Annotated in this window: 21 protein-coding genes; 4 read left to right on the top strand and 17 right to left on the bottom strand. The window is 64.3% G+C overall.

Annotation, left to right across the window (positions count from 1 at the left end; all coding sequences use genetic code 11):
• The first annotated feature begins 49 nt into the window (after positions 1-49).
• Positions 50-652 carry a TetR/AcrR family transcriptional regulator gene (locus tag U1R88_RS08950; protein WP_322430926.1) on the top strand — a complete coding sequence of 201 codons (603 nt, stop codon included), beginning with the start codon at positions 50-52 and terminating at the stop codon, positions 650-652.
• 184 nt (positions 653-836) lie between these two features.
• On the opposite strand, the gene U1R88_RS08945 is transcribed toward U1R88_RS08950, so the two are convergent.
• From U1R88_RS08945 to U1R88_RS08935, 3 genes are all read right to left on the bottom strand, one after another.
• On the bottom strand, positions 837-2,009 hold the full coding sequence (locus U1R88_RS08945; RefSeq protein WP_322430925.1) for a Gfo/Idh/MocA family protein: 1,173 nt from the start codon (positions 2,007-2,009) through the stop codon (positions 837-839).
• 15 nt (positions 2,010-2,024) lie between these two features.
• Complete coding sequence (locus U1R88_RS08940; protein WP_068286085.1) at positions 2,025-3,086, bottom strand: sugar phosphate isomerase/epimerase family protein; 1,062 nt, start codon at positions 3,084-3,086, stop codon at positions 2,025-2,027.
• Positions 3,087-3,363: 277 nt separating this feature from the next.
• Complete coding sequence (locus tag U1R88_RS08935; protein WP_068286086.1) at positions 3,364-4,152, bottom strand: L,D-transpeptidase; 789 nt, start codon at positions 4,150-4,152, stop codon at positions 3,364-3,366.
• A gap of 232 nt (positions 4,153-4,384) precedes the next feature.
• On the opposite strand from U1R88_RS08935, the gene U1R88_RS08930 reads away from it, so the two are divergent.
• From U1R88_RS08930 to U1R88_RS08920, 3 genes are all read left to right on the top strand, one after another.
• Complete coding sequence (locus U1R88_RS08930; protein ID WP_322430924.1) at positions 4,385-6,205, top strand: ABC-F family ATP-binding cassette domain-containing protein; 1,821 nt, start codon at positions 4,385-4,387, stop codon at positions 6,203-6,205.
• A gap of 211 nt (positions 6,206-6,416) precedes the next feature.
• Positions 6,417-6,899, top strand: a complete 483-nt coding sequence (locus U1R88_RS08925) for an energy transducer TonB family protein (protein ID WP_322430923.1) — start codon at positions 6,417-6,419, stop codon at positions 6,897-6,899.
• 295 nt (positions 6,900-7,194) lie between these two features.
• Positions 7,195-8,181: a magnesium transporter CorA family protein gene (locus tag U1R88_RS08920; RefSeq protein WP_322430922.1), complete on the top strand. Its 987-nt coding sequence runs from the start codon at positions 7,195-7,197 to the stop codon at positions 8,179-8,181.
• A gap of 28 nt (positions 8,182-8,209) precedes the next feature.
• Here the strand turns inward: U1R88_RS08920 and U1R88_RS08915 are convergent, their stop codons facing one another.
• From U1R88_RS08915 to U1R88_RS08850, 14 genes are all read right to left on the bottom strand, one after another.
• Positions 8,210-8,506 carry a hypothetical protein gene (locus tag U1R88_RS08915; RefSeq protein WP_322430921.1) on the bottom strand — a complete coding sequence of 99 codons (297 nt, stop codon included), beginning with the start codon at positions 8,504-8,506 and terminating at the stop codon, positions 8,210-8,212.
• A gap of 129 nt (positions 8,507-8,635) precedes the next feature.
• Positions 8,636-11,779 carry an efflux RND transporter permease subunit gene (locus tag U1R88_RS08910; protein ID WP_322430920.1) on the bottom strand — a complete coding sequence of 1,048 codons (3,144 nt, stop codon included), beginning with the start codon at positions 11,777-11,779 and terminating at the stop codon, positions 8,636-8,638.
• Between the two features lie 7 nt (positions 11,780-11,786).
• On the bottom strand, positions 11,787-13,148 hold the full coding sequence (locus tag U1R88_RS08905; protein ID WP_322430919.1) for an efflux RND transporter periplasmic adaptor subunit: 1,362 nt from the start codon (positions 13,146-13,148) through the stop codon (positions 11,787-11,789).
• A complete protein-coding gene (locus U1R88_RS08900; protein ID WP_322430918.1) occupies positions 13,135-14,013 on the bottom strand; it encodes a TetR/AcrR family transcriptional regulator in 879 nt (292 codons plus the stop codon). Before U1R88_RS08900 ends, U1R88_RS08905 begins: the two co-directional genes overlap by 14 nt.
• Before the next feature lie 268 nt (positions 14,014-14,281).
• On the bottom strand, positions 14,282-14,590 hold the full coding sequence (locus U1R88_RS08895) for a Dabb family protein (RefSeq protein ID WP_322430917.1): 309 nt from the start codon (positions 14,588-14,590) through the stop codon (positions 14,282-14,284).
• Between the two features lie 12 nt (positions 14,591-14,602).
• A complete protein-coding gene (locus U1R88_RS08890; RefSeq protein ID WP_322430916.1) occupies positions 14,603-16,216 on the bottom strand; it encodes a GMC family oxidoreductase in 1,614 nt (537 codons plus the stop codon).
• A 234-nt stretch (positions 16,217-16,450) separates the two neighbouring features.
• A complete protein-coding gene (locus U1R88_RS08885; RefSeq protein WP_322430915.1) occupies positions 16,451-17,227 on the bottom strand; it encodes a 3-ketoacyl-ACP reductase in 777 nt (258 codons plus the stop codon).
• Entirely contained in the window at positions 17,224-18,717 is a 1,494-nt protein-coding gene (locus U1R88_RS08880; RefSeq protein WP_322430914.1) for a GMC family oxidoreductase, read from the bottom strand. The genes U1R88_RS08885 and U1R88_RS08880 overlap by 4 nt, the downstream gene beginning before the upstream one ends.
• A 291-nt stretch (positions 18,718-19,008) precedes the next feature.
• Positions 19,009-20,121, bottom strand: coding sequence for an ABC transporter ATP-binding protein (locus U1R88_RS08875; protein ID WP_322430913.1), 1,113 nt, complete (start codon positions 20,119-20,121; stop codon positions 19,009-19,011).
• Positions 20,122-20,125: 4 nt separating this feature from the next.
• On the bottom strand, positions 20,126-21,061 hold the full coding sequence (locus U1R88_RS08870) for a carbohydrate ABC transporter permease (RefSeq protein WP_322430912.1): 936 nt from the start codon (positions 21,059-21,061) through the stop codon (positions 20,126-20,128).
• A complete protein-coding gene (locus U1R88_RS08865; protein WP_322430911.1) occupies positions 21,061-21,990 on the bottom strand; it encodes a carbohydrate ABC transporter permease in 930 nt (309 codons plus the stop codon). The genes U1R88_RS08870 and U1R88_RS08865 overlap by 1 nt, the downstream gene beginning before the upstream one ends.
• A gap of 221 nt (positions 21,991-22,211) precedes the next feature.
• Entirely contained in the window at positions 22,212-23,477 is a 1,266-nt protein-coding gene (locus U1R88_RS08860) for an ABC transporter substrate-binding protein (protein ID WP_068286130.1), read from the bottom strand.
• 182 nt (positions 23,478-23,659) lie between these two features.
• A complete protein-coding gene (locus U1R88_RS08855; protein WP_425545397.1) occupies positions 23,660-25,189 on the bottom strand; it encodes an aldehyde dehydrogenase family protein in 1,530 nt (509 codons plus the stop codon).
• Positions 25,186-25,959: an enoyl-CoA hydratase/isomerase family protein gene (locus U1R88_RS08850; protein WP_322430910.1), complete on the bottom strand. Its 774-nt coding sequence runs from the start codon at positions 25,957-25,959 to the stop codon at positions 25,186-25,188. The genes U1R88_RS08855 and U1R88_RS08850 overlap by 4 nt, the downstream gene beginning before the upstream one ends.
• Positions 25,960-25,973 lie beyond the last annotated feature (14 nt).

Raw genomic sequence — 25,973 nt, 5'->3', positions numbered from 1 at the left:
GATTGAATAAAACGATACGTTTCGTTATGTCAAGATGGGGAGGCACAGCATGGAGACGAAAGCCACGCAGCCAAGGCGCCGCTCGATCGGCGCCCGGCGCAATCCGCAGACCGAGACCGCCATCATCGAGGCCGCACGACAGCTTCTGGCGGATCGGGGCTATGCCGGATTTTCCATCGAGGAGGCTGCACGACGCGCCGGCGCCGGCAAGGCCACGGTCTACCGCTGGTGGCCGACCAAGGCCGATCTGTTCATGGCAGCCTACGGGGCCGAAAAGGCTCGGGCGATCAGCCTGCCGGACACAGGCAGCCTGATCGAGGATCTGGTGCAGCACACCGCCGACCTCTGGCGCTTCTGGCGGACGCCGCCCGGTGGCGCCTTCAGGGCGCTGCTCGCCGAGGCGCAAGCGAGCGAAGCGGCAGGCTCGCGCCTGCGCAATGAGTTTCTGCCGGTGCTGTTCCGGCCGGTGCGCCATCTCTTCGAACGAGCAGCAGCGCGGGGCGAATTTCCTGCCCACCTGATCGACGAACGCATCGCATTGTGGGCAGGTTTCAACTGGTACCACCTGCTGACCTGGCAGATCGACGCCGACGAGGCACTCCTGCGCCGGATCGAGACGCTCGTCGTTTCCACCGAGGTCGGAGCCGGATAGCGGGTCCCATCCGGTTCACTGAAGGGGACTGGGCTTCGATTTGTCATCGCCGGGCTTGACCCGGCTATCCAGAAGCCACGGAGCGCAAAGGAACTGTACTGCCGGGTCAAGCCCGGCAATGACAAAGGCTGTACAAACTCGAAGACGCTGAAGTGGGCCGCATGGGGGATAGAGGCCCGTTTTCCTACGGCTTCACCCAGACGCCGCCCTTCTTGGAGGATTTCACCGCCGCCTCGATGAAGGCCATGCCGGCGATGCCGTCGTCGATGCCGGGGAAGAGCACGGCCTGATCAAGGGTCTCGCCGCTGCGGGCGGCCCGGATGGCACGGGCAATCTCGGCATAGATATTGGCAAAGCCCTCCAGATAGCCCTCGGGATGGCCGGGCGGCACGCGCGTCACCCGCGCAGCGTCCTCGCCGGCCGCGGCCGAGCCGCGGGTGATGATGCGGGTCGGTTCACCATGCGGGGTGAAATAGAGATAGTTCGGGTTGTCCTGGCGCCAATGGAACCCGGCCTTCTCGCCATAAACGCGCAGCATGAGGCCGTTCTCGTTGCCGGGCGCCACCTGGCTCGCCCACAAGGCCCCGCGTGCGCCATTGGCGTAACGCAGCAGGATCTGCACATTGTCGTCGAGCGCCCTTCCGGGCACGAAGGAGGTGAGTTCGGCCAGCAACTCCGAAACCTCCAGCCCGCCGACAAACTGGGCCAGGTTGAAGGCATGGGTGCCGATGTCGCCGATGGCGCCGCCGGCGCCGGAGCGCTTGGGATCGGTGCGCCAATCGGCCTGTTTCTGACCGGTGTGCTCGATCGGCGTGGTGAGCCAGTCCTGCGGATATTCGACCTGGATCAGGCGGATGGCACCGAGCTGCCCCGACTTCACCATCTCGCGCGCCGCGCGGATGAGGGGATAGCCGGTGTAATTATGAGTCACCGCGAAGATCACGCCCTTGTCGGCGGCGAGCTTCTTCAGGCGTAGCGCATCCTTCAGCGTAGTGGTCACCGGCTTGTCGCAGATGACGTGGATGCCGGCCTTGATGAAGGCTTCCGCCGCCGGAGCGTGCATATGGTTCGGCGTGACGATGGAGACAGCCTCGATGCCGTCCTTACGGCGCTTTTCCCGGCGCGCCATCGTCTCGAAATCGGGATAGATCCGGCTCGGATCGAGCCCCAGTGCCTCGCCAGAACGCTGGGCCTTCTCGGGCGTGGACGACAGGGCGCCCGCCACCAGCACATAATCGTCGTCCATGCGGGCGGCAAGACGATGCACGGCGCCGATGAAAGCGCCCTCACCGCCTCCGACCATGCCATAGCGCACGCGTCCGCCTGCCTTGCTGTCCGAACGGCCCTCGATCGCCATCGTGTTTCCCCCTGCTTATCGGTTGAGGCCGAGCATGCGCCGCACCGCCTTGCGATCGGTGCCGCCGCCGGCGAAATCGTCGAAGGCCTTCTCCGTCACCCGGATGATATGGGCGGCGATGAAGGGCGCCCCTTCCGCCGCGCCGTCTTCGGGGTGCTTGAGGCAGCATTCCCATTCGAGCACGGCCCAGGAGGCATAGTCGTACTGGGCGAGCTTGGAGAAGACGCCGGTGAAGTCGACCTGGCCGTCGCCCAGCGAGCGGAAGCGCCCCGCCCTCTCCGTCCAGGAGGCATAGCCCGAATAGACGCCCTGACGGCCCGTCGGGTTGAACTCGGCATCCTTGGCGTGAAAGGCCTTGATGCGCTCGTGATAGATATCGATGAAAGCGAGATAGTCGAGCTGCTGCAGCACGAAATGCGACGGGTCGTAGTTGATGTTGGCTCGCTTGTGCCCTTTCAGCCGGTCGACGAAGCGCTCGAAGGTAGCGCCATCGAACAGGTCCTCGCCGGGATGCAGCTCGTAGCAGACGTCGACGCCGACCGCGTCATAGGCATCGAGGATCGGCTTCCAGCGCTTGGCGAGTTCCCCGAACGCCTCGTCTATGAGGCCGGCCGGCCGCTGCGGCCAAGGATAGGCGAAAGGCCAGGCCAGGGCGCCGGAGAAGCTGACACTGGCATCGAGGCCGAGATGGCGGGAGGCGGTGGCTGCAGCTTTCAGCTGCTCCACGGCCCAGGCCTGCCTCTCCCTTGGCTTGCCGCGCACTTCCGGCGGCGCAAACCCGTCGAAGGCTTCGTTATAGGCCGGATGGACGGCCACGAGCTGGCCCTGCAGATGGGTCGACAATTCGGTGATAGCGAGGCCATGGCTGGCAACGACGCCGGCGACCTCGTCGCAATAGGTCTTGGATTCGGCGGCCTTCTTGAGGTCGAACAGGCGGCCGTCCCAGCTCGGGATCTGCACGCCCTTGTAGCCGAGCGAGGCGGCCCATTTGCAGATCGAATCGAGGGAATTGAAGGGCGCGGCGTCGCCCGCGAACTGGGCGAGAAAGATCGCCGGTCCCTTGATCGTGGCCGCCATGCTGCGTCTCCTGAGGTGATGCCTTCGGGCCGCAGGTCAGGAGCCGATCGCATGTGCCGGCTCGCCCCTTCGGCCTGGGGCCATTTGTCTGACCTGCCCCTCGGCTTGCCTCACCATGGCAAATCCTTCCGGACTGTGCAACGGCGATTTGATGTACGTACACCAGGGAAAGACAAGACCGTCTCCCCCCTTCAGACAGGGTCTTGTCATAAAGCAAAGGCCGGGCATGAGCCCGGCCTTGCACAAACACAGCGATGTGGCGAAATCGGCGTCCCGCTCAGGCTTCCGACATGCCGGGGCCGAGGACGACAACGCGGCCACCGAGAGGGGCGCGCTTGTAAAGGTCGATCGCATCCTGGACGATCATGCGGATGCAGCCCGAGGAGGCATTGTGTCCGATGCTATAGGGCTCGTTGGTGCCATGGATACGGAAGAGCGTATCCTTGTTGTTCTGCCACAGATACATGGCACGTCCCGTGATCGGATTGCGCGGTCCGCCGCGCACGCCCACACCGCTTTGCAACTGGGCGAGACTGCCGCGCAGATCGGGCCGGCGGGCGATCATTTCCTTGGGCGGATACCAATCGGGCCATTCGCGCTTGTAGCGGATTTCCGCCGTGCCGGACCAGCCGAAGCCCTGCTTGCCGACGCCGACGCCATAGCGCATGGCTCGACCACCGCCCATGACGTAGTAGAGATAATGCGCCCTGGGATCGACCACGATGGTGCCAGCCGGTTCGCTGGACGGATAGTCGACCTCGGCGCGCAGGAACTGAGCGCCGATGCGTTTGGTATCCACGGCCGGAACGACGAATTTACCGTCGGTCATTTGAGCGTAGATGGCCTTGTAGTCATATGTACCCTCGGGCGTGAGGGGCTGTTCGGGTTGCGTAATCTCATCGGTCGGGCGGCCGTCCACCGGCACCGCCGGCAGCGTTGCCGGGTCGGCCGAAGCCACGACGACCGGCTTGATTGCGGCTGAATCGGTCACGCAACTGGCCAGGGCAAAGCCCAGTCCAGTCAGCGAGGCGCCCATGAGAAAGACGCGGCGGGAGAGAGACGACATTATACATCCTACTGGGATCGGGAGAACCGGCACTTACAATAAGCAAGACTTCCGTGTTCGGCTGTGCCTTTGCTGCAACGTTCCGAATTTCTTTATATCGCGTTCTCGTGAACGCACTGCCGTTCACATTGGCTTCATCTATGCCCCGCAGGCTGGCTAGGACGTGCGCTAGAACACAGTGCGCACAGAATGAAGGCTTGACCCGCTTCGTGGCCGCCTGCACAAGGCGCGCATGGCTCCTCCCCTGCTCTTCCTGCGCGATGTCCATCTGACCTTTGGCGGCACCCCGACCCTCGAGGGAGCCGATCTGTCGATTGCCCCCGGCGAGCGGCTCTGCCTCGTTGGCCGCAACGGCTCCGGCAAGTCGACTTTGCTCAAGATCGCCGCGGGCCAGATCGAGGCCGATCGCGGCGAGCGTTTCGTGCATCCCGGCGCCACGGTGCGCTATCTGCCGCAGGAGCCGGATTTAAGCGGCTTTGCCACCACGCTCGCCTATGTCGAGGCGGGCCTCGGTCCGGGCGACGACAATTACCGCGCCCTCTATCTGCTCAACGAGCTCGGCCTGACGGGCGAGGAGAGCCCCGACAATCTCTCCGGCGGCGAGGCCCGGCGCGCGGCGCTTGCCCGCGTGCTTGCCCCCGAACCGGACATCCTGCTGCTCGACGAGCCGACCAACCATCTCGACCTGCCGGCCATCGAATGGCTGGAAAAGGAAATCGGCTCGTTGCGCTCGGCCCTGGTGCTGATCAGCCATGACCGGCGCTTCCTGGAAAACCTGTCGCGCGCCACCGTCTGGCTCGATCGCGGCCAGACCCGGCGCACGGATCGCGGCTTCGCCTTCTTCGAGGAATGGCGCGACCAGGTGCTGGAAGAAGAAGAGCGCGACCGCCAGAAACTCGACCGCAAGATCGTGGCGGAAGAACACTGGGTGCGCTATGGCGTGACCGCCCGTCGCAAGCGCAATGTCCGCCGCATGGCCAATCTCGCCGCCCTCCGGCAAGAGCGCCGCGATGCCCGCCGCGTCACCGGCGCGGTGAAGTTGACGATGACCGAAGGCGAGGAAAGCGGCAAGCTGGTGGTCGAAGCGATCGGCGTGAACAAGAATTGGGGCGGCCCGCCGATCGTCAAGGATTTCTCCATCCGCATCGCCCGAGGCGACAGGATCGGCATTGTCGGCCCCAACGGCGCCGGCAAGACTACCCTGCTCAACCTCTTGACCGGTGCCGTCCCGCCCGACAGTGGCGTGGTGAAGCTGGGCGCAAGCCTGCAGATGGTGACGCTCGACCAGCGTCGCGAGAGCCTGGACCCACAGACGACCCTCAGCGATACGCTTACCGGCGGCGGCTCGGACTATGTCGAGGTCGGCGGCGAGCGCAAGCACGTCATCGGCTATATGCGCGATTTCCTGTTTCCGCCCGAGCAGGCACGCACGCCGGTTTCGGTGCTGTCGGGCGGCGAACGCGGCCGGCTGATGCTGGCGCGCGCTTTGGCCAAGCCCTCCAATTTCCTGGTGCTGGACGAGCCGACCAACGATCTCGACCTGGAAACACTCGACCTCCTGCAGGAGATGATCGGGGACTATCAGGGCACCGTCATCGTCATCAGCCATGACCGCGACTTCCTCGACCGGGTTTCGACCTCGATCCTGATGAGCGAAGGCGACGGGCGCTGGACGGAATATGCCGGCGGCTATAGCGACATGGTGGCCCAGCGCGGCGGGGGCGTCGCCCGCAAACCGACCGAGAAGGCGGAAACGTCCAAGCCGGCCGTCGCAGATCAGGCAGCGACCGGTTCGGCGCCGGAGCGCAGCGGCAAGCGCAAACTTTCGTTCAAGGAAAAGCACGCCCTCGAGACCCTGCCCGGCAAGATCGACCAGCTTGCCACCAAGGCGGCGAGCCTGCAGGAGCGGCTTGCCGACCCCGACCTCTTCGCCAGGGATTCGAAGAAATTCGCCGAGCTCAGCCAACAGCTCGCCAAACTCGAAGCCGAGAAGGCGCATGCCGAGGAAGAATGGCTGGCCCTGGAGATGCTGCGGGAGGAAATCGAGGGATGAGCGGGCTTCGCAGCAAGCCCCGATAAGAACTATTCCATAGTAATATCAAAAACTTGCAATCTCCCCGGAAAGGCAACAAGGGTGTGTCCCCCGGAGCAAAGAGCGTTTGGATGGAAACGCCATTTTGCTCCGTCTCGTTGGTTTGATGCGTCTTTGCGATTCTGGGCGATTTCTCCAAATCGTAAAACGCCTTAGCTTTCCGGAACGTCCCATGTCTGCCTTCCGACGTCTTGCACTGACCCGGGCCCTGCTTGGCGCGTCCCTGGGAGCGTTTTTCGCGGCTTCCCCTGTCTGGGCCCAGTCCAAGCCGGCCCCCGCCTCTCCGCCGATCACCGACGCCAAGAGCTGGCATGCCGCCTTGCTCAGGCAGGTAGGGGCCAATACCCGCTTTCCGAACCTGCCCCAGCCGCCCTTGAAGGAAGGCGAAGCGCCTCCGCCGCTGCCGTCCGGACAGGTCATGGTCCAGTTTGTCCTCGATCGCAACGGACAGGTGCGGTCGGCCAAGGTGGTGCAGGGTTCCGGCAGGAGCGAGTTCGACGAGGCCGCGCTCGACGCGCTCAAGCGGGCCACACCCCTCCCCAAGCCGCCCGCCAACGTGACCGGAGAGAGCTTCTCGCTGCGGCTCCCGATTGTTTTCAGGGGCGGGCCTCAGCCCCAGAATACGCCCAAGGCCAAGCCGCCCCGCTCAAATTGAGCGCGAATACGCCCCGCATCGTGCTTGCCCGCAGTTGCAGCGGAACCCACTGAAGGATCGGCGCTGGGCCTTTCACGATGCCCGTTTTGCGCAGCGCCTTGCCGAGATCGCGTTCCAGGTTGGCGACAAGGCCCGGGAAGCGACCTTCGTCATTCTTGACAAACGCCATCGGCGGCTTTTCTGCTGGCTGTGATCGATACCGATCGAGATCACGCTGCCGTCATCTTTCCTCCCTAGAGCGTTTTGCGATTTGGCGGGATGGCCAATTCCTCACTCCCTTGTCGCAGGGCCTGTCATGATCACCACACATCGCTTGTGCCCGACGACCAAGGACAGGCTGCTGCCCCACACATTGCAGCGGGGTGAGCCCCTCACGGGGGATGTCCTGTGGATCGACCTGCTCAACCCGACGCGCGAGGAAGACCAGCAGGTCGAGACGCTGCTCGGCATCTCCATCCCCACCCATGAGGATATGGATGATATCGAACCCTCCGAGTTGATCTGGTCGGAGAATGGCACGCGCTACATGACCACCCGCCTCCTGGTGAACGTCAACACCAGCGAGCCGGACATTTCGGCGGTGACCTTCATCCTCACGGCCAGCGTCCTGGTGACGGTGCGCTACAGCGAACCGAAATCCTTCACCACCTATACGGGCCATGCGGTCAAGGCCGGCGGCTGCGGAGGCAGTCCCGAGGCGATCATGGCCGGGCTGATCGATGCCGTCATCGACCGTGCAGCCGAGGTGCTGCAGGACACCGGCGAGCGCCTCGACGCGCTCTCGCGCGGTGTGTTCAAGGAGTCCGTCAAGCAAGGCAATCGCAACGCCACCCTGCAGCGAACCTTGCAGGCGCTCGGCCGTCATGGCGACCTCGTCTCGAAATCGCGTGAAAGCCTGGTCTCGATCGAGCGGGTACTGTTGTGGTTCTCGGCAGGCCTCAAGGCCGCCAAGGTGCCCTCGGAGTTGCGCGAGGAAGTCAAGATGACACTACGCGACCTGCAGTCGCTCGAGGAGCACGCGACCTTTCAATCCGGCAAGATCCAGTTCCTGCTCGACGCCACGCTCGGCCTGGTCAATCTCGAACAGAACAACATCATCAAGCTCTTTTCGGTGATGGCCGTGATCTTCATGCCGCCGACATTGGTGGCCTCGGTCTACGGCATGAATTTCGAGAACATGCCGGAGCTCAAATGGGCGCACGGCTACCCGATGGCCCTGATCCTGATGGTGGTGGTCGCCATCGCCCCCTACGTGCTGTTCCGCTGGAAGAACTGGCTGTAGCCCCATCATCCGGCAGTGGAAAAACGCGCTACCTCTTCGCTGCGGGCCGCGCCAGGGCGGCTCGGCCGCGTGGGGTGAGGCAATAGCCGATGGCCCGGTAGCCCGCCTTGATCACCGCGATCGAATCCATCTGGCTGGGCAATTCCGATCGCGTTTTCTGCGAGCCGTCGGGCAAATGGAAGACGGCCTCGCACCAGCCGAACTTCCGGCACATATTTCCGGCCTGCCCGCTGATCGACGGCCTCAGTTCGCCCGCCTCCAGGGCCACCAGATAGGCTCGTTCGCGAGGGGTCGGATCACGGTCCGGCAAGGGCATGAAGTTCATGACAGTCCCTATCGTCGCTTTCGATGATGCCGGCGCCTGCCGAGCCGTGAAAAATTGAGAATGACCGGCGCCCTGACCGCGGCGCCGATCTGTGTCCAAAGCAGCTGAAGGGCATTGGATGTTTCCGCTCTATTCCGCCGCCGCGGCCGTCCCCCTGCCGCCGTGGCCGTTGTCCAGCGCAGCTGGCACGCCGGGCTTCCCCGCCTCATCCTTCGGCCCAACCAGGGGACCGAAAAGGAAGGAAATGCCACGCGTGAGATCATCCATGACCGCATAGAACGACGGCACGAAGATCAGCGACAGCAGGGTCGAGACGATCAGGCCGCCGATCACGGCGATGGCCATCGGTGCCCGGAACTCGCCGCCATCCCCATGTCCCAACGCCGTCGGCACCATGCCGGCCACCATGGCGATGGTGGTCATCACGATCGGCCGCGCGCGTTTGCGTCCGGCATCGATGATGGCGTCATGGCGGTGCATGCCATGCTTGACCCGCTCCACCGCGAAGTCGACCAGCATGATGGCGTTCTTGGTGACGATGCCCATCAGCATCAGGATGCCGATCACCACCGGCATCGAGATCGAGTTGTGGGTGGCGAGCAGCGCCAGGACCACGCCGAGCATCGACAGCGGCAGCGAGAGCAGGATGGTAATGGCGTGGAAGGGGCTGCCGAGCAGCAGCACCAGCACGCCCGCGACCATTAGCAGGCCCGTCCCCATTGCCATGGCAAAGCCCGAGAACACCTCGGCCATCACTTCGGCATCTCCGGTGGGCGCGAAGACCACGCCCTTGGGCAGGTTCTTGGCCTCGGGCAAGGCCATGGCCAGTTCCAACGCCTCGCCGATCTCCAGGCCCTTGCGCAGGTCGGCGCCGATCTTGACCTGCCGCTCGCGATCGTTGCGCTCGATCGAGGTCGGCCCCTGGCCGAACTCGACATCCGCCACCGCCGATAGCGGCACGCTGCCGCCCGAGGCCGTGGTCAGGCTGAGCGCTTCGATCAGGCCGAGATTGCCACGGGATTCCTCCGTCAACTGCACGCGGATCGGCACCAGCCGGTCCCCGGCATTGAACTTGGCCAGATTGGCGTCGATGTCGCCAATGGTCGCCACGCGCACCGCCTCCGAGATCTGCTCGGTGGTGATGCCATAGCGGGCGGCATCGTCGGTTCGCGGCAGGATGCGCACTTCCGGCCGTTCGAGGCCAGTATTGGCAGCGACATTGTTGAAGCCGGGCACATGGCGCATGGCGCCTTCCAGGCGAGACGACGCGAGGGCGAGCGCCTTCGGATCATTGCTCTTCAGCGCCAGGTTGACGTCGCGCTCGCCATTGTCGTTGACGCGCCAGGCGCGCATGTCGGGAATGGCGGTGAGGATGCGCGCAATATCGTCCTGGATGGCGAGTTGGTGGCGTGCGCGTGTCTCACGCTTGGTGAGCTTGACATAGATCGCCGCGCGCCGCGGGTCGAGCTGCCCGGTCGGCGAGGTGCCGCCGATCACGAAGACCTGCTCGACTTCCGGGATCTTGCGGATGGCGGCGACCACCTCGTCGGTCTTCGCCTGGGTATTCTCGAGCTTGCCGCCCGGCGGAATCTCGGCGGAGATGACGACGCGGGCGTTATCCTCGGGCGGGATGAAGCCCTGAGGCAGCAGGCCCATCAGGCCGAACGTCACGATCAGCAGCCCGAAGCCGGCCACGATCGTGAGATAAGGCGAGAACCAGCGCGCCAGCGTCATTTCCAGGAAGCGGGTATAGGCCCGCATGATCCAGCCATCACGCGCCTCGACATGGGCATGCGGCCTGAGGAAATAGGCCGTCATCATCGGCGTGATCAGGCGTGCCACCAGCAGCGAGAAGAATACCGCCACCGCCACCGTGAGGCCGAATTGCTTGAAATATTGGCCGACGATGCCGCCCATGAAACTCACGGGCGCGAAGATGGCGATGATCGTCATGGTGATCGCCATCACCGCGAGGCCGATCTCGTCCGCCGCCTCGATGGAGGCGCGGTAGGGCGACTTGCCCATCTTCATGTGCCGGACGATGTTCTCGATCTCGACGATGGCGTCATCGACCAAGATACCCGTGACCAGCGTGATGGCGAGCAGGCTGACGAGATTGAGCGAAAAGCCCATCATGCTCATCGCCCAGAAGGTCGGAATCGCCGAGAGCGGCAAGGCGATGGCGGCGATCAGCGTGGCCCGCCAGTCGCGCAGGAAGATCAGCACGACGATGACGGCAAGGATGGCGCCTTCCACCAGGGTCTGCATCGCCGCTTCGAAATTGCCGTAGGTCGAGGCGACGCCATCGTCCACCACCGCATAGCTGACCTCGGGATGGGCCTGGTGCAGCGCCTGGATCTTGGCGGCGACCGCGGCTGCGACCGTGGTGTCGCTGGCACCCTTGGAGCGGAAAACCGAGAAGGCGACGATCGGCGTCGAGCCATTGATGCGCGCGAACGAGGTCTGGTCGGCATAGGCGTCCGTGATGTCGGCGATCTCGTTGAGGCGCACCTGCCGCCCGCCGGGCAGTGTGATCTTGGTCTCCTTGAGCTCGTCGACCGTATGGGCGCCGGCCAGGGTCCGGATGGCCTGTTCGCGATTGCCGACCTCGCCCTTGCCGCCCGACAGGTCGACCGTCGTCGCCTTCAGTACGCGGTTGACGTCGGCGGCGGTTATACCGAGCGAAAGCAGGCGATCGGGATCGACGGCGACGCGGATCTCGCGCGTCACGCCGCCGATACGGTCGACGCGGCCGACGCCGCGCAGGCTCTGCAGGTCCCGTTTCACCACATTGTCGACATGCCAGGACAGTTGCTCCAGCGTCATGCCGGGCGCCGTGGCCGAATAGGTCATGATCGACTGCGACTCGATTTCGAGGCGCGCCACCACCGGCTCCTCGATGTCACGGGGAAGTTCAGTGCGGATCTTGGTCACCGCATCCTTGACGTCGTTGAGGACGCGATCGGTGTTGGTGCCGAGCCAGAACTCGATGGCGACCGTCGAGGTGGAGTCGGTGATGGTCGACTGCACATGCTTGACGCCGGCGACGCTGGTGACGGCATCCTCGATTTTGCGCGTCACCTGTGTCTCCAGCTCGGACGGCGCAGCGCCTACCTGGGTCACCGTCACGGTGATGACGGGAATGTCGATGTTGGGAAACTTGGTGATCGGGAGGTTCTGGAAAGAGACCCAGCCAAGCGCCATCAGTACCACGAACAGGACGATCGAAGGCACCGGATTGCGGATGGACCAGGCCGAGACGTTGAACGACATCGGCGCCTCACTTGGACTGGGTCGCGGGCTGGGCCATGCCCGCCCCGACGGCGCTGACCTTGTCGCCGTCACGCACGAAGGTGCCGGCGGTGGCGATCACCGTATCGCCGGCCTTGACGCCCTCGATGACCTCGGCCTGCTTTTCGGTGCGCAGGCCGAGCTTGACCGGCGTGGTCGCCACGACACCGTCATGGACGACCTGCACCGTCGCGCCGTCCTCGCTGTAGAGAACCGCCGATTGCGGCACGAGCACGCCGGTATGGTTGGCAACCGCCACGCTGGCGCGCCCAAAGGCGCCGATCGTCAGGCCCGGCGCCTGGTCGATGGCAATGCGCACACGCCCCAGGCGCGTAACCGAATTCACCTCGGGCGAAACCAGGCGGACGCGGGCCCTGAAAGGCTCCTTGCTACCCGCCGTGGTGACCTCGGCCGTCATCCCAGGCCGGACGCGCGCCAAAGTCGCTTCCGGCACATCCGCTTCAAGTTCGACGTCACCGTCTCGAATGATGCGGAACAGGGGATCGCCAGATGCGGACGCGATCGCGCCGATGCGGGCGGCCCGGCGGCTGATCACGCCCGCCGCCGGCGCGCGCACCTTGGTGTGCTCCAGGCGAACCATCAATTCGGAACGCTGGGCATCTGCTAGCTTCTTGTCGGCCTTGGCCACGGTCAGGGCGTGTTCGGCCGCCGCCGCGCGCGCATCCGCCATCTTGGCGGCTGCTTCGCGCTGGTCGAGCTGCTCGGCCGTGGTGTTGCCGGTCCGGACCAGCGCCTTGGAGCGCGCATAGGCGCTGGCGGTCTGGTCCTGGTTGGCCTTGGCTTCGGCAATAGCGCTCTCGGCCTGGGCGATCGCAGCCTCAGCCCTGGCGGTCTGCGCTTCGTTCTGGGCGAGAGAGGTATCGATGGTGGTGGTCGAGAGTTCGGCCAGCACCTGGCCTTCGCTCACGCGGTCTCCTTCCTCGACCATGATCTTGTCGACGGCGTAGCCTTCGATCTGCGGGGAGACCAGGATCTCCTCGCGTGCCACCAGATTGCCGGTCACCACCGCATGCTCGGTGATGGCGCCGGTCACGGCCGGCGTCACGGTGACCGCCGGCGGCTTGGTGACCACCACAGGCGGGGGCGGTGGGTTGAGACGGGCCATCAGCGGCTCGCGATAGGCATAGAGAACCGCGGCCGCGACGATGACGACGAGCATCAGGATGGTGAGCTTCGTGTACCAGGGCGTGCGGCGATATTCGACCGCCTCCCCATGGGAGCGACCGGACAGGCGCAGCGCCTTCAGGCTCGCCTCGTCGGCAAAGCCTTCCTCCCGCCGCTGCCGCTCGCCATCGCGCTCGGGCCGGTTCTGCTTTTCAACCGCGGACATGGGGCTTTTCCTCTGAAACGGGCGGAGAGCCCGGAGAATCTGACATCACAGGCAAAGGACGATCGAGCGGGATCTTTCCCGACATCAAAGCGTCCATGACGTTCACCAACAGCCGGAAGCCGTCCTCGACATCGAAATCCGGCTCCAGGGCGCGACGGGTGAACATGCCGTCTCCCATCGCCGAAAGCACGGTGATCACGGCCGCGCTGTCCACCGATGGGGGGATCTGCCCCGAGGCCTTGGCCGCTTCCAGGATCGCGACCATGAAGTCGTTCACCTCCCTGTCGACGGCCGCACACATCTCCGCCACCTGCGGGTTACGGCTGGCCTCCGCCCAGATCTCCATGAACTGCACGCAGCGCTCGCGCGGCGTTTCAAGGAAATGCTTGCGACCGAGCGCGACGAAGGAACCCATGACGTCGCTGGAACGCGCCACATTCATGAAATCGGCACTGAAGCGTTCGCGATCGCGCTCAATCAGGCCCGACACCAAAGCCTCCTTAGAGGGAAAGTAGCGGTAGAGATTGCCGGCGCTCATGCCGGCTTCCCTTGCGACGTCCTGCATGGTGGTGCGATGGAACCCGGTGCGCTGGATGCACACCTCAAAGGCATCGAGAATGTGATTTCGACGCGCGTCGGCTCCCTTTGCAACCGTGGGCGGCGGCGGCGCCACCCCTGCTTCGATCACCACTATCGCAACCCCGAATGAGAATGAACGTTCATTCTCAGTATCAGAGATTGTACAAGAAGCCAAGCCACACCCGTACGGCCGGCCGGGATCATGCTTCCCTTCCGGCGGCGGAATTAAGGCGAAAGGCGTACATCTGCGCGGAAACGAGCGCAAAACCTGCCAAAACCAACGCAAAACGCCCCTCCGCTGCGCGAAAAGGGCGTGGTATTGCAGTTAACAAGGGGTTGTGGCGTTGGTACTCCGCTCGGCCGCACCGCGTACCCGGCCAGGGCGTTTTGCGATTAGGTGGAATCACCAAGCATCGCAAAGACGCGTCCCACCAAAGAGTGAGAGCAATACAGCGCTTCCGTCTAATCGCACTTTGCTCTCTAACCTGTTGTTTTGACGCATTTTCTTAATCGAAAAGTCTATCAACTTTTCTGGAAAACGCTTTAGCCCGCGATCAGGCCTCGAAGTCGAGCACCAGCAGGCCGTCGACACCGCCTTGCGTCGCAGCCAGGAGAGCCTGGGCTATCTTGGCGTGATGGGGGTGGGGCAGGTAAGCGTCGCGGGCCGGGGCGTCGACGAAGTCCACGGTGAAGGCGTGGCCATAACCGCGCGCCAACCCCTCCGGACTGTTGTCCGGGCCGGCCGAAACAGCCACGATCCCGGGAATCTCCGACTTCATGTCCAGAATGGCGGCCAGCAATGCCTCGGTCTCCTGTTTCGACAGGTCCGGGCGCAGGCGGGCGAGAACGATATGGCGGATCATGATGCTGTCCTGTCAGGAACCGAAATTGACGGCGGGAAGCGGCTGTTTGCCGGCGATGAGATCGGCACCCTTCTCGCCGATCATGATGGTGGGGGCGTTGGTGTTGGAGGAGTTGACGATCGGCATGATCGAGGAATCGCAGACGCGCAGTCCTTCCAGCCCCCTGACCTTGAGTTCGGGCGTCACCACGGCCATGTCGTCGATCCCCATCTTGCAGGTGCCGGCAGGATGGTGGTCCGTCTTGCAGGTCCGGCAGGCATAGTCGCTCAGATCCTCCTCGCTGACCTTGTCCGGCCCCGGCATGCGCTCGGCCAGGATGAAAGGCTCCAGCGCCTTCTGACGGAAGATCTCGCGCGCCATGCGCAGTCCTTCCAGCGACATCGCCTTGTCGTAGGGATCGGACCAGTAATTCGGATCGATGAGCGGGTGGTCGATCGGATCGGCGGATTTGAGCCGCACCGTGCCACGGGAGCGCGGCTGCAGGAAGGCCGAATTCAGCGTCACGCCGGCATTGCGCAAGCGGGCGACGCCCGCCTCGATGCCCGAACCCGAACCCAGATGAAACTGGATGTCGGGCGAACGGGCGCCCTTGTCGGCATAGGCAAAGCCGCCGGTCTCGAACAAAGTGGAGGCCACCGGCCCTTTCTTGAACAGGAGATATTGCAGCCCGGCCCAGGCCGTACGATGCGGCTTGGCGACATTGTCATAGGTGTGGTCGCCGGTGCATTCGGCGATGACATAGAGGTCGAGATGGTCCTGCAGGTTCTCGCCGACACCCGGCAGATCATGCACCACCTTGACGCCCACCTCGCTCAAATGAGCCGCCGGGCCGATGCCGGAGAGCATCAGCAGGCGCGGCGAGCCGATTGCACCGGAGGAGACGATGACCTCACGCTCGCAGCGCAGTTCGCTCCTGCCGCCCTTGCCGGCGACCTCGACGCCGACAGCCCGCCCCTTCTCGATGAGGATGCGGGTTACCATGCCATCGGTACGGATGCTCAAGTTCGGCCGCTTGCCCTCGAGCGGCTTCAGATAGGCGGCCGCGGCGGAAGAGCGCCGGGCATTGCGCACCGTGACCTGGTAATGGCCGACCCCTTCCTGGCTGGCACCGTTGAAATCGGCATTGTAGGGCAGGCCGTATTCCTGGCCGGCGCGGATGAAGGCCTCGTTGATCGGCAGGGGATTGATGGGAATGGAGACGCCGAGCGGCCCGCCGGCGGCATGGTAGCTGTCGATGAAGCGCTGATTGTCCTCGGCCCGCTTGAAATAGGGCAGGACCTCGGCATAGCTCCAGCCTTCGCAGCGATGCACATAGGCCCAGACGTCGTAATCGCGCGGATTGCCCCGCGTATAGATCTGCGCATTGATGGAGGAACCGCCGCCCAGCACCTTGGCCTGGGTGTACCAGAGCACCCGTCCATCCAGATGCTTCTGGGGCACCGTGGACCAGCCCCAGCTGGCGATGCCCTTGGTCATCTTGGCAAAACCCGCCGGCATGTGGAAAAAGGGGTGGCTGTCGCGCCCGCCCGCCTCGATCAAGAGGACCTTGACAGCCGGATCCTCGCTCAGCCTTGCCGCCAGCGCACAACCGGCCGGCCCCGCCCCGACGATGATGTAGTCAGTCATGGCGAACTCTTTCCGGGTGCGCGGGCATCTTGCCCGCTCTTCCTGCCTGCAAGCGCATCGTTTGCAAGAGCGGACGAGACGTCCGCGGTCCCAGCTTTGGCGGTTCCATCACGAACCTTGCCAGGATCGCACAGGAAGCAGCGCGACTAGGACCGCGGACGTCCCGTCCGCTCCTCCTCTCCCCAAGCGCGCCGTTTCCAAGAACGGGCAGGATGCCCGTGCACCCGGATGTCATCACAGCCTCGAAATCGAGAGTGCGCCGTCGCAGGCGATGGCGCTGCCAGTGGCGAAGCCGAAGGAACTGCCGGCGAGCGTCAGCGCCATCTGCGCGACATCGGCACCCTCCCCCCAGCGCCGGGCCGGCACCACGCCCTGGTCGATCACAGCTTGGTACTTGTCGGCGACCACGGCGGTCATGTCGGTGCGGATCACGCCCGGACGGATCTCGAACACGGGGATGCTGTCCGGTGCCAGCCTGACGGCGAGGTTCTTCACCCACATGGAAAGCGCCGCCTTGGAGACGCAGTAATCGGCCCGCTCGGGCGAGGCCATTTCGGCGCTGACCGAGGTGACGAACAGGATGGAGCGGTTGCGCACGGGCTTTTGCGGCGGCGGCAATTTCAGCATGGTGCGGGCCACCACCTGGCTGAGGAACATCGCACCGCGCATGTTGACGTTCATCACCCGGTCGAAATTGCCGGGTTCGAGGTCGAGCAGGTCGCCCCGCACCGGCGAGCCGATGCCGGCATTGGAGACGAAGCAGTCGAGCCGACCATAGCTCGACAGCACCTCGTCGACCAGGCCCTGATGGCTGGCGAGATCCGCCACGTCGTTCTGGAAGAACAGCGCAGCGCCGCCTGCCTGGCCGATCGCCAATTCGGCATCGTCGATATCGTCATTGTCGACGATATCGGTGAAGGCGATGTCGTAGCCGCCTTCGGCGAAGGCCACCGCGATGGCAAGGCCGATGCCACGACGGGCACCGGTGACGAGGACGACGGGACGGCTCATCGGTTCAGCTCCGTTTCACGAATATGCTTGGCTGTCCGCAGGGACAGGGCAGCCACCGTCAGCGACGGGTTGACGGCAGCCGAGGTTACCAGGGTCGAGGCATCGGCGACGAACAAATTGGGATGGTCGAAGGCCCGGCCGAAGGGATCGAGCGGCGCCTCGCTGGGATCGGCACCGATGCGGATGGTGCCGCATTGGTGCGACGGCGTCTTGCGGTCGAACAAATGGGTGAGCACGATCGGAAAACCGGCCTGCTTCAGGGCCTTGCGCATCACGACCTTCAATCCTTCATGCGCTGTCATGTTGGAACGCCGCCATTCCAGCACGATCTTCTCGCCATCGAGCCGGACGCGACTGGAGGGATCCGGCAGGTCCTCGCTCATGATCAGGAAATCGATGGTCTTGCGGGCCACGGCGTTCAGCAGGAATTCGGGCACCTTGCGCAGGTCCGACTTCAGGATGGTGCCGGAGACACGGCCGAGCAGTTGCACATTGCCGAGCGGCGGACCGCCCTTGCCGTCACCGAGATAGAAATCATTGAGCGCGAAGGTCTTCTGGTAGATCGAATCGTTGGTGAAACGCGGATCGACACCGATCATCGCCGACAGATTGTGGTTCATGAAATGCCGGCCCACCATGCCGGAGCTGTTGGCGAGCCCCTCGGGCGCGGAAGCCAGCAGGATCGCCGCCGAGCGCACGGCCCCGGCCGCCAGCACGACGAGGCGCGGCGTGACGCGCTTGAGTTCACCGCCCTCCAGATATTCCACCGCCTCGATACGCTTGCCGTCGGCAGCCGGGATCAGGCGGCGGACCTCGCAATGGTTCTGCAGCCGCACATTGGCATATTCGAGCGCCGGCAGCAGCGCGCAGGTCTCCGCATCCATCTTGCCGGTGCGCGAATCGGGAAAGGCATCCCATGGCGTGCGGCCGTGCGAGAGCCATTCGTCGATATCGACGCCGAGCGGCAGGGAGAAGGGCTTCAACCCGATGCGGGTGAGGCGCTCGCGGACCTCGGCGATCGCCCTTTCGTCCGGCACGGGCGGGAAGGCGAAGTCGCCGCTGCGAGGCGGCTCCGTCGGGTCCTCTCCTGCCCTGCCACGTACTTGGAACAGTCGTTCGGCCTCGTCGTAATAGGGCGCCAGCTCGCCGTAACGGAACGGCCAGGCCGGCGCATCGCCATCGGCATGGGCGATACCGTCGAAATCCTCGGCACGGTAACGCAACAGCACCGCGCCGTAGAATTTCGAATTGCCGCCATTGCAGTAGTAATTGCCCGGATTGAACGGATCGCCGTCGCTGTCATACCAGCTCTCCTCGGGGCGGAAGAAACCCCGCTGGAAGATCGCACGGGCATCCCGGTTCTCCGGCCTGTCCGGCAATTGGCCGCCCTTGTCCAGGATGAGGATGTCGGCCCTGCTCGGCGCCAGAGCATGAGCCAGCGTCGCTCCGCCCATGCCGGCGCCGATGATGACGATGTCAGGCGAAGGCATGCGAGCTCCTCGACGAAAGGAAAGAGAAGGGGGTTCGCGCCGCTAAGCGGAAGAGGCGCGGATATCCTTCCCCGACTTCGGGGAAGGTGTCATTTCGTAGAAATGACGGAAGGGGGAGCGTGGCACCGACCGAAGCGGCAGGGCAATGAGGTTGCACCACCCTACCCCCACCCGGCCCAGCTGCGCCGGGCCACCCTCCCCGAAGTCGGGGAGGGATACTGGCGCCCTTGCTGGCCAAAGCGGAGCCTATGCATGCTGCAACCGTAACACAGGAATCGACCTGACCAGGACCTACAGCCTCTTCCCACTCGCCGGATCGAAGACCACCGCCTTGTCGAGGTTGAAGGCAAAGGGCAGTTCCTGGCCCGGCGCCACCACGGCATCGGAGCGCATGCGCGCCGTGACCTCCTTGCCGCCGAGATGGGTGACGACGAAGGTATCGGCGCCGGCTGGCTCCACCACGTCGACCACCGCGTTCACCGTCTCGATCGCCTTGGAATTGCGGTCGGCACCGTCATGATCGGTGATTGCCTCTGGCCGGATGCCGAAGATCAACTCGCGGCCATCCTCTAGCGGCGCGCTTGCGATATCCTCGGGCACGGGCAGGCTGACGCCGCCTCCGCTCTTGTTGAGGATCCTGAGCACCGTCCTGCCATTCTCGCGCGCTGCCTTGGCCTGGATTAGGTTCATGGCAGGCGAGCCCATGAAATCAGCGACGAAAAGGTTGTTGGGCTTGTTGTAGATCTCGGCGGGGGTGCCGACCTGCTGCAGCTCGCCGTCCTTGAGCACGGCAATCTTGGTGGCCAGCGTCATCGCCTCGATCTGGTCATGCGTGACGTAGACGATAGTTTTGCCGGTGGTGGCATGCAGGCGCTTGATCTCGACGCGCATGTCGACGCGCAGCTTGGCATCGAGATTGGAGAGCGGCTCGTCGAACAGGAAGAGCTTGGGGTCGCGCACCAAGGCACGGCCCATGGCGACGCGCTGGCGCTGGCCACCCGAGAGCTGCGAGGGCCTGCGGTCGAGCAGATGGCCGATCTGCAGGGTCTTGGCGACCTGCGCCACCGCGGTGTCGCGCTCGGGCTTGGGAACACCGCGCATCTCCATGCCGAAGGCGATGTTCTGCCCCACCGTCATGTTGGGATAGAGCGCGTAGCTCTGGAACACCATGGCGATGTCGCGCTTGGAAGGATGCAGGTCGTTGATCTTGTTGCTATCGACCCGGATCTCGCCTTCGGTGATGTTCTCCAGCCCCGCAATGGTGTTGAGCAGGGTGGACTTGCCGCAGCCGGACGGGCCGACCAGGACGAGGAAGCCGCCCTTGTCGAGGTCGAGGTTGATCCCCTTGAGGATTTCGACGGCGCCGTAGCGCTTCTTGAGATTGTTGATTTCCAGGAACGCCATTGGGTCAGCCTTTCACAGCGCCCGCCATCAGGCCACGCACGAAATAGCGGCCGGCGACGATATAGACGAAGAGGGTGGGAAGGGCGGCGATCATCGCGGCCGCCATGTTGACGTTGTATTCGACCGCCCCGGTGGTGGTGTTCACCACATTGTTGAGCGCCGCCGTCATCGGCATCACGTCGCCGGTGCCGGCGAAGGCGGAGGCGAACAGGAAGTCGTTCCAGATGTTGGTGAACTGGTAGATCACCGTGACCACGAAGATCGGGATCGAATTGGGCAGCAGGATGCGCCGGAAGATCTGGAAGAAGCTGGCACCATCGACCATCGCAGCCCGCACGAGTTCATTGGGGAACGCCTCATAATAGTTGCGGAAGAACAAAGTGGTGAAGCCGAGGCCATAGACCACATGCACGAATACGAGGTTGAAGGTCGAGGAACCGAAGCCGAGCGAGGTGCCGATGGTCGACTGCAGGAAGGACCCGATGCCACCAAACTTGCCCAGCACCGTCGCCATCGGCAGCAGCACCGACTGGAACGGGATGAAGCAGGCGAACAGCATCATGGCGAAGATGATCTTATGGCCGGGGAAACGCCACTTCGTCAGCACATAGCCGTTGAGCGCGCCGAGGATGGTGGAGATCGCCACCGCGGGCACCACCATCTTGAGCGAATTCCAGAAATAGCCCTTGATTCCCGCACAGGTGAGGCCGACGCAGGTCTCGTTCCAGGCTTTGATCCACGGCTGCACCGTGGGCGATCCCGGCAGGGCGAGCATGTTGCCGCCCTGGATCTCGTCCATGGTCTTGAACGAGGTGGTCAGCATCACGAACAGGGGCACGAGATAGACGAAGGCGAAGATCAGCAAGAGGCCGTAGATCACGACGCGGCTGACCCAATTGGAGCCGACCGGCCCCGAAACGTCCCGGGTGGCGGCGCTCATCACTTCTTCTCCCGCAGTTCGGAGTAGAGATAGGGCACGATGATGGCGCTGATCGTCATCAGCATGATCACGGCACTGGCCGAGCCGATCGCCATCTGGTTGCGCTTGAAGGTGTATTCATACATGAAGTTGGAGGGCAGCCAGGCCGAGCCGCCGGGCCCACCCGAGGTCAGGGCGACCACGAGGTCGTAGGACTTGATCGCCATATGGGCCAGCACGATGAAGGCGGACAGGAAGACCGGCCGCAGAATCGGGATGACGATGCGCCAATAGACCTGGAAGGTCGAGGCACCGTCGATCTGCGCGGCCTTGAGGATCTCGCCGTCGACGCCGCGCAGCCCCGCCAGGAACATCGCCATCACGAAGCCCGAGGCTTGCCAGACGCCCGCGATCACCACGGTGTAGATCACCCGGTCCTTGTTCTTGATCCAGTCGAAATGGAAGCTGGTCCAGCCCAGATTGTGCAGCGTCGCCTCCAAGCCGAGGCCAGGGTCGAGAAACCATTTCCAGGCAACGCCGGTGACGATGAAGGAGAGCGCCATCGGGTAAAGATAGATCGGCCGCAATATGCCCTCGCCCCGGATGCGCTGGTCGAGCAGGATGGCGATGAACAGGCCCAGCACCAGGCAGATGCCGACATAGAGCACGCCGAAAACAGCCATGTTGGTGATCGAATAATACCAGCTCGACGGCGGGTCGCTCTCGAAGGTCCAGCCCCACAGGCGCTGATAGGCGAGGCCTCCCGTCAGGTCGTAGCTGGGGAAGGTCTTGGAATTGGTGAAGGACAGATAAACCGTCCACAGGATGAAGCCATAGACGAACACCAGGATCGCGGCGAAGCTGGGCGCCAGCACGATCTTGGGCAAGGCATCCTGAAGTTTCTCGCGCAAGCCCGGGCCAGGCGGCGCGCTTGTCGTAGCCAATGTCATGAAGGTTCCCCGCTTATTGTTCTTGTGCCCCGAGAGCGAACGGCTCTCCCGGTCATCCCGTGCGCGCTGCAGCATGCAATGCTGCGTCGCAGACACGGGACCGTAAGACGAGACAGGTGCTCTATCCTGAGCGCGGTTCCGGATCTGCGCTGCAGCATTTCATGCTGCAGCGCGTCCGGGATGACCCGGGAGTCGCCCGGGCGCTACTCCACGCATCGAGCCTACTTGGCTTCGTCGATGGCCTTGACCAGCTGGGCGACAGCCTCGTCCGAGGTCTTGATCTGGCCGTTGAAGAACTTGTCCACCACGTCCTTGTAAGCGGTGGCGACAGCCGGCGTCGCGCCATAGCCCTGGGCCAGCGAGCCGAACAGCGTGCCGCCTTCATTGGCCTTCTTCAGATCGGCGATACCCTTCTTGCCGCAGGCGTCGAAATCGGTATCCGGCACGTCGGTACGGGCGGGAACCGAACCCTTGACGACGTTGAAAGAGGACTGGAAGGACTTGGACAGCGTTGCCTTGGCGAGCGCGAGCTGGGCTTCCTTGCGATCATCCGGAACCGCGAACATGCCGAACATATCGGAGTTGTAGACGACGCTGCCGTCGGTGCCCGGGAAGCGCATGCAGATATAGTCGGTGCCAGGGGTCTTGCTGGCGGCCTTGAACTCGCCCTTGGCCCAGTCACCCATCACCTGCACCAGGGCATCGCCCTTGATCACCATGGCGGTGGTCAGGTTCCAGTCACGGCCCGAGAAGTTCGGATCGACATAGGTCTTGAGCTTGGCCAGGTTGTCGAAGGCCTTCTTCATGGTGTCCGACTTCAACGAGGCTTCGTCGAGGTCGTTCATCGCCTTCTTGTAGAATTCGGGGCCACCCGTGGAGAGCACGACCGAGTCGAACATGGTGGCTTCCTGCCAATCCTGGCCGCCGAGGGCGAGCGGCGTCACGCCGGCAGCCTTGGCCTTGTCGAGCAGGGCGATGAAGTCGTCGAAGGTCTTCGGTTCGGTGCCGCCGATCTTGTCCATCACGGCCTTGTTGATCCACAGCCAGTTGACCGAATGGACATTGACGGGAACGGCGACCCATTTGCCGTCATAGACGGCGAATTTCTGCAACGGTGCCGGCACCGCCTTGTCCCAGCCTTCCGACTTGGCGAGCTCGGTCAGGTCGCCCATCTTGCCGGCGGCAGCATAGTCGAGCACGGTATAACCCAGCATCTGGGACGCCGTCGGATTGTTGCCGGCCGCGACCATGGCCTTCAGCGCGGTCATGGCGGCATCGCCGCCGCCGCCGGCAACCGGCACGTCCTTCCAGGCATAGCCTTCCTTGGCCAGATCCTGCTTGAGCACGTTGAGCGCGGCCGCCTCGCCACCGGAGGTCCACCAGTGCAGCATCTGCACTTCCTTGGTCTGCGCCTGCGCCGCGCCGGCAAAGCCGAAGCTGGCAGCGGCAAGCGCCACGCCTGCGATCAGTTTGGTACGAACGGTCATCTATTCCTCCCATGACCATGATTGCCGGATACGTTCCGGCGACGTCTCATTCCAAGCCTCGAAGATGCTGATGCATCCTCGGCTTGGACACCTGCCGATTTTCTCTTCTCCAAATCAGGGATTTGAAGAAAATCGGCAGAAGGCACCAAGAGGCATTTTCAATGCCTCCTGGTCTCATTCGCCTACCGCGGCAGCCACCAGGCCGTGCGCGGTCCGCAATGAAGATGCATCGTCTTTTCCTCGGTGTAGTCGGCTGCGGCATTGCGGCCGAGTTCCCGTCCGATTCCCGATTGCCGGAAGCCGCCGAAGGGCAGTTCGGCGGCGCCGTCCATGAAAGTATTGGTCCATACCGTCCCGGCCTTGAGGCGCCTGGAGACGCCGACCGCCGTGTCGAAACCCCGGCTCCAGACGCTGGCGGACAGACCGTAATCCACGCCATTGGCGATGGAAACGGCTTCCTCGGCACTGGCGAAACGCATCACCGTCGCCACCGGCCCGAACACCTCGTCGCGGGCAATCGCCATCGAGGCCCGGGCGCCTGCCACCACCGTGGTCGCCATGAACTGGCCGGCCTCGCTGTCCAGACGCGCTCCTCCGAGGGCGACCTCGGCTCCTTCGGCCTGGGCGTTGGCGACATGCCCCTCGACCTGAGCCAGGTGCTGCGGCGAGATCAGGGCGCCGACGAGCGTGACCGGATCCAGGGGGTCGCCGACCACGACCTGGCGGGAACGCTTGACGAATTCGGCCTCGAACTCGGCCGCGATGTCCTGGTGAACGAGCAGGCGGCTGCCGGCATTGCAGCATTCGCCGGCGTTGAAATAGGAGCCGAACACGGCGGCATCGAGCGCGGCGTCGAGATCGGCATCGGGGAAGATCAACTGCGGATTCTTGCCGCCGAGCTCCATCGACAGCTTCTTGAGCGTGCCCGAGGCCGCCGCCATCGCCGCCTTGCCCACCCGGGTGGAGCCGGTGAAGGAGACCATGTCGACACGCCCGTCCGTGGTCATCGGCCCGCCGATCTCCGGGCCATAGCCGGAGAGAATGTTGACGACCCCTTCGGGCAAGCCGGCCTCGGCCAGCAGATGGCCGAGCAGCAGGGTCGAGCCCGACGTCATCTCGCTCGGCTTGACCACCGCGGTGCAGCCGGCGGCAAGCGCGAAGGGCAGCTTCTGGCTGACGATCAGGAAGGGGAAGTTCCAGGGCGTGATGATGGAGACCACGCCGATCGGCTCGCGCATTACCAGCCCGAGCTTGTTGGCGCCGATGGTGTTGTAGCTCTCGCCATGCAGGTCGCGGGCAAGGCCTGCCGCATAACGCCAGATATCGACCGCGCCAGCCATCTCGCCACGGGCCTGGCTGATCGGCTTGCCGGATTCCAGGCTGTCGAGCGTGGCGAAGATCTCGAGTCTTTCCTCGATCAGATCGGCAACCTTGTGGATGAGCCGCGAGCGCTCGGCTCCCGTCATCGAAGGCCACGGCCCGTCGTCAAAGGCTTTGCGCGCCGCAGCCAGGGCCCGATCGAGATCGGCGATACCTGCTTGCGGATAAAGGCCCACCCGCTCACCATGACCGGGGCTGAGGCGTTCGATGGTTCGCCCCTCCATGGCAGGCCCGAAGGTGCCGGCGATGAAAAGCTGGTGCTCACGGGGAATGCCGGCGAGCGCGGCAGCAAAACGGGCCTTGTCGAGGCGGACGGCGATCGTCACGGTCATTGTCCCTTGAAATCGGGCGTGCGCTTTTCGACGAAGCTGGCGACGCCCTCCTTGAGATCGTCGGTGTAGGACACCAGCGATCCGGCGAGTATTTCGATGGCGGCGGCGGCATCCTCGCCCTCCGCCGCATTGATCATCTGCTTGGCTACGGCATTGGCGATGGGCGCGCGCGCCGCGATCTTGCGGGCAAGTTCGCGTGCCTGCTCGAGCCCCTGCCCCTTGAGCGCGATCTCGTCGATCAGGCCGAGTTGCAGCGCCCGCTCGGCCGTGACGATCTCGCCGGTCAAGGCAAGGCGGCGCACTGCGGCCGCGCCGAAGCGGGTGACCAGGCGCTGCGTGCCGGACCAGCCCGGCACCATGCCGATGCCGGTTTCCGGCAGGCCGAACTTGGCCTGCTCCTCGGCGATGCGAATATCGGCCGTCGCCGCCAGTTCCAGGCCGCCGCCCAGCGCATGCCCGTTGATTGCGGCAATCAGCGGCGCGCGCAGCCGCGTCAGGCGGTCGAAGACGCGATGGCCGTCGCGCACCCAGCGCTGGCCCATGTCGAGCGGCGAGAGCTTGCCCCAGGCGGCAATGTCGCCGCCCGCGCAGAAGCCCTTGCCCTCGCCGGTGAGGATGACGGCCCGGATGACACCATGGGCATCGATCCGCTCGGCCGCGATGGCAAGCCCCGATATCATCGCCTCGTCGAGGGCGTTGAGCTTTTCGGGCCGCGCCAAAGTGATGATGGCGATGGCATCCTCGATGTCGAGGCGGACGGGGTCAGACATGGGTGCGGTTCCTT

This window comes from Labrys sedimenti (genome assembly GCF_034424805.1).
GTDB lineage: Bacteria > Pseudomonadota > Alphaproteobacteria > Rhizobiales > Labraceae > Labrys > Labrys sedimenti.
Note: the sequence above shows the minus strand (reverse complement) of the source record. Positions and strands in the feature narration are given on the sequence as shown.